This is a genomic window from Pseudomonas agronomica, assembly GCF_025917275.1.
Lineage (GTDB): Bacteria > Pseudomonadota > Gammaproteobacteria > Pseudomonadales > Pseudomonadaceae > Aquipseudomonas > Aquipseudomonas agronomica.
On sequence record NZ_JAOSHO010000421.1, the window covers coordinates 1 to 4470 of the forward strand.

A 4470-nucleotide genomic window follows, 5' to 3' on the forward strand; every position below is an offset into this window, starting at 1 on the left:
CTTGATCTCTGTCGTCCCGGCTCAGAGCACCGAAGCCGCCTGCGGGAGCTTCGGCTGGCGATACAGGTCGAGCAATACCTGGTCCAGCACCGAAGAGGCGCCCCATGGTTTCGGATCGTTGAGGATCGCCACGACCGCCCAGGTGTTGCCGTTGATGTCGCGGCTGAAGCCGGCGATGGCGCGGACGGTGTTCAGCGTGCCCGTCTTGATGTGGGCTTCGCCAGCCATGGCGGTGGTCTTGAGGCGCTTGCGCATGGTGCCGTCGGTTCCGGCGATGGGCATCGAGCTGATGTATTCCGCCGCATACGGACTGTGCCATGCCGCCTGCAGCATCGCCGCCATTTCCCGGGCGCTGACCCGTTCGGCGCGGGACAGGCCCGAGCCGTTTTCCATCACCAGGTGCGGCGCGGTAATGCCTTTCTTGGCCAGCCATTGGCGCACCACCCGCTGCGCAGCCTTGGCGTCGTCGCCGTCGGCCTCGTTGCGAAACTGCGCGCCCAGGCTGAGGAACAGTTGCTGGGCCATGGTGTTGTTACTGTATTTGTTGATGTCGCGGATGATCTCCGCCAGGTCCGGCGAAAAGGCCCGGGCGAGCAATTTGGCGTTGCCCGGGGTTGCGGCCAGGCGATCGCTGCCCTGGATGCTGCCGCCCAGTTCTTTCCAGATCGCCCGCACGGCGCCAGCGGTGTAGGTGGCATGATCAAGCAATGACAGGTAGGTCTGGGAGCTGCACCCGTCGCCGAGTTGGCCGCTGACGGTGACGGTCATGCTGCCATCGGCGTTCGCCACCGGGTTGTAGCGGACGCCGCCGGCGCATTGCTTGCCGTTGACGGCCTTGACCACGTTTTCGATGCGGATGCTGGCGATCGGCGGCTCGACCGATACCAGCACCCGACCGCCGTCATTGCGAGCGACGAAGCGCAGGGCCTTCAGGTTGACCAGCAGCGAGTCGGGCTTGACCAGGAAGGGTTTGTTCTCGTCGTTGCCGTCGTCGTTGAACTCAGGCAATTGTGGCTGGATGAAAAAACTGCGATCGAGCACCAGGTCACCGGTCACCTGCTGCACGCCGTTGGCCCGCAGGTCGCGCATCAACAGCCAGAGCTTTTCCATGTTCAGCTTCGGGTCGCCGCCGCCCTTGAGGTACAGGTTGCCGTTGAGGATGCCGCCGCTGAGTGTCCCGTCGGTGTAGAACTCGGTTTTCCACTGGTGGTTCGGCCCGAGCATCTCCAGCGCGGCGTAGGTCGTCACCAGTTTCATGGTGGACGCCGGGTTCACGGAAACATCGGCGTTGTACAGCGTCGGGGTGCCCGGGCCGTCGAGCGGTACCATGACCAGCGACAGGGCGTCGTCTTGCAGCTTGCTGTTCTTGAGGGCCTTTTGCACATTCGGCGACAGGGCGGTGTTGATGGTGGCGGCGCTGGTGGTGACAGGAAGGGCCAGGGGAAGAAGAAGGCTGGCCAGGAGCAATGGACGCAAAGATTTGATCATGTGAAGTAAAACCCTGCAGGCGAGGGGGAAAAAGACGAGGGCATGAAAACGAACGCCCTCAACGGTCATGAAAGTTCGGCATTATGCCCCAAGGCGCAACGGCTTGTGCCGTGCCCAAGCCCGTCGAAGCGGTATTTTTTTACCGGCGGTAACGCGATATGCCTGATGAGTCGGGCAATCGATGCACCAAACTGGTAAAGTGCCGGCCGTTATTACTTATGAGGATTGTTCCAATGGCGACTAACCGTTCCCAGCGTCTGCGCAAAAAGCTGTGCGTGGATGAATTTCAAGAGCTGGGTTTCGAACTGAACCTGGATTTCAAAGAAGATCTGGCCGATGAGGCTATTGACGCTTTCCTCGACGCTTTCCTGAAAGAAGCCATGGAAGCCAACGGCCTGGGTTATGTCGGCGGTGACGACTACGGCCTGGTTTGCCTGCAGAAGCGTGGCTCGGTGACCGAAGAGCAGCGCGCTGCCGTTGAAGCCTGGCTCAAGGCCCGTCCTGAGCTGACCAGCGTTGAAGTCAGCCCGTTGCTGGACGTGTGGTACCCGGAAAAGCCGATCAACCCGAAGGCTTGATGGTGTAAAAAAACCGGCGACCTTTACAGGTGCCGGTTTTTTTGTGCCTGTCTGCTGGGTAATTGTCGTCCTTCAGGCCGCTTTCGCGAGCAGGCTCGCTCCCACAAGGTTATGTAAGCGGCACAAGTCCCCTGTGGGAGCGAGCTTGCTCGCGATGCTTTTAAGCGTTGCGCCAATTCAGGATCAGCAACGTCAACACCCCCGCCACAATCCCCCAGAACGCCGAACCGATGGAAAACAGCGTCAGCCCCGACGCCGTGACCATGAAAGTGACCAGTGCCGCTTCCCGCTCCTTCACTTCGCTCATGGCGATGCTCAAGCCGTTGATGATCGACCCGAACAGCGCCAGGGCCGCGATGGACAGCACCAGTTCCTTGGGCAGCGCCGCGAACAGGGCCGCCAGCGTTGCGCCGAACACTCCGGCAATCCCATAGAAAATCCCGCACCACACCGCGGCCGTGTAGCGCTTGTTGCGATCTTCATGGGCGTGCGGCCCGGTGCAGATCGCTGCGCTGATCGCCGCCAGGTTGATCCCGTGGGAGCCAAACGGCGCCAGCAGCAGCGAGGCGATGCCAGTGCTGGTGATCAAGGGCGACGCCGGTACGTTGTAGCCATCGGCGCGCAGCACGGCGATGCCGGGCATGTTCTGCGAAGTCATCGCCACCACGAACAGCGGAATCCCGATGCTGATGGTCGCCGCCAGGGAAAAGTGCGGCGTGGTCCAGACCGGCGTCGCGACTTCAAGGGCGAAACCGCTGAAATCCAGGAGTCCCAACAGGCCCGACAGCGCGGTGCCGACCAGCAGCGCCGCCAGCACCGCGTAACGCGGCGACAGGCGCTTGACAATCAGGTAGGTGAAGAACATGCCCAGCACCAGGCCGGTGCGGTGCTGGGTGGCGACAAATATTTCGCTGCCGATCTTGAACAGGATGCCCGCCAGCAACGCCGCCGCCAGCGAGGCCGGAATGCGCTTGACCAGGCGCTCGAAACTGCCGGTCAGGCCGCAGATCGTCACCAACACCGCGCACGTTATATAGGCACCGATGGCCTCGCCATAACTTACGCCGCCCAGGCTGGTGATCAGCAACGCCGCGCCGGGGGTCGACCAGGCGATGGTGATCGGCGTGCGGTAGCGCAGCGACAGGCCGATGGAGCACACGGCCATGCCGATGGAAATCGCCCAGATCCACGACGAAATCTGCCCGCTGGTCAGGCCCGCCGCTTGCCCAGCCTGGAACATCAGCACCAGGGAGCTGGTGTAACCGGTCATCATGGCGATGAATCCGGCGACGATGGCCGAGGGCGACGTGTCGGCCAATGGACGAAGTGGCGCGGTCGTGACTTCGGTCATGGTGGGCGGTGTTCCTTGTTGTAGATTGGCTGGCCTTGATGGGCCACGGGTTTCGGGTTTAAGCCTAAACTCAACACCATGGTCGATTGCAATACAGCCATGTCCGCAAAGAGCCGTACAGTCGTGTTGCCATCAGAGGTTGTGTACAATCGCCGTGTTTTTTACGCGATACTTGCCAGCGACCCGCTGTGCCGTATTACAGTCACGGTTAAATCGCCGCAGTTCTCCCGACTCGAGTGCCCATGAACGAACAGTTGCAGCCCCTCAAGAAACAACCGCGAGCAGGCAAAGCCGGCCGCAGCGGAACCCAGGACGATATTGTCTATGCGCACATTTTCGAGGCCATCCTCGAGCAGCGCCTGGCGCCCGGTACCAAATTGAGCGAAGAGGCACTTGGGGAGATTTTCGGAGTGAGCCGCACCATCATTCGCCGCGCGCTGTCACGCCTGGCCCATGAAGGCGTGGTGCTGTTGCGGCCCAATCGCGGCGCGGTCGTCGCCAGCCCCAGTGTCGAAGAGGCACGCCAGGTGTTCTTCGCCCGGCGCATGGTGGAGAAGGCGATCACGGAACTGGCGGTCCAGCACGCCACCGCCGAGCAGCTTGCCGAGCTGCGGCAGATGGTCAGCGACGAGCGCGACAGCTTTTCCCGCGGCGATCGTGGCGCCGGCATCCGGTTGTCGGGCGAGTTCCACTTGAAGCTGGCCGAGGCGGCGAAGAATGCCCCGCTGATCAGTTTCCAGCGCAGCCTGGTGTCCCAGACTTCGTTGATCATCGCCCAGTATGAAAGCGGCAACCGTTCCCACTGTTCCTATGACGAACACACCCAACTGATCGACGCCATCGAGGCGCGCGACGCCAAGCTGGCGGTGGACCTGATGATGCATCACATGGACCACATCGACAGCAAGCTCAACCTGGACGAGGAAAGCGCGTCGGACGACTTGCATGCGGTGTTCTCGCATCTGCTGCAGAGCAAGAAGCCGGGGCGTTCGCCTGCCAAGCTCTGAGGGTTGAACCAGTCATACCGCCAATCGCGAGCAAGCTCGCTCCCAC

At 61.9% G+C, this 4470-nt stretch carries 4 protein-coding genes; 2 read left to right on the plus strand and 2 right to left on the minus strand.

What is annotated here, in order from left to right; translation table 11 throughout:
* Window positions 1-21: 21 nt before the first annotated feature.
* Window positions 22-1488: a D-alanyl-D-alanine carboxypeptidase/D-alanyl-D-alanine endopeptidase gene (gene dacB / locus OC610_RS21880; RefSeq protein WP_264430714.1), complete on the minus strand. Its 1467-nt coding sequence runs from the start codon at window positions 1486-1488 to the stop codon at window positions 22-24.
* A 233-nt stretch (window positions 1489-1721) separates the two neighbouring features.
* Here dacB and OC610_RS21885 point away from each other — a divergent pair, with 233 nt between their 5' ends.
* Entirely contained in the window at window positions 1722-2066 is a 345-nt protein-coding gene (locus OC610_RS21885; RefSeq protein WP_039589030.1) for a YggL family protein, read from the plus strand.
* Between the two features lie 160 nt (window positions 2067-2226).
* Here OC610_RS21885 and OC610_RS21890 read toward each other — a convergent pair whose 3' ends face one another.
* Window positions 2227-3417, minus strand: coding sequence for a benzoate/H(+) symporter BenE family transporter (locus tag OC610_RS21890; protein WP_264430717.1), 1191 nt, complete (start codon window positions 3415-3417; stop codon window positions 2227-2229).
* A gap of 242 nt (window positions 3418-3659) precedes the next feature.
* On the opposite strand from OC610_RS21890, the gene OC610_RS21895 reads away from it, so the two are divergent.
* Window positions 3660-4424: a GntR family transcriptional regulator gene (locus OC610_RS21895; protein WP_264430718.1), complete on the plus strand. Its 765-nt coding sequence runs from the start codon at window positions 3660-3662 to the stop codon at window positions 4422-4424.
* Window positions 4425-4470 lie beyond the last annotated feature (46 nt).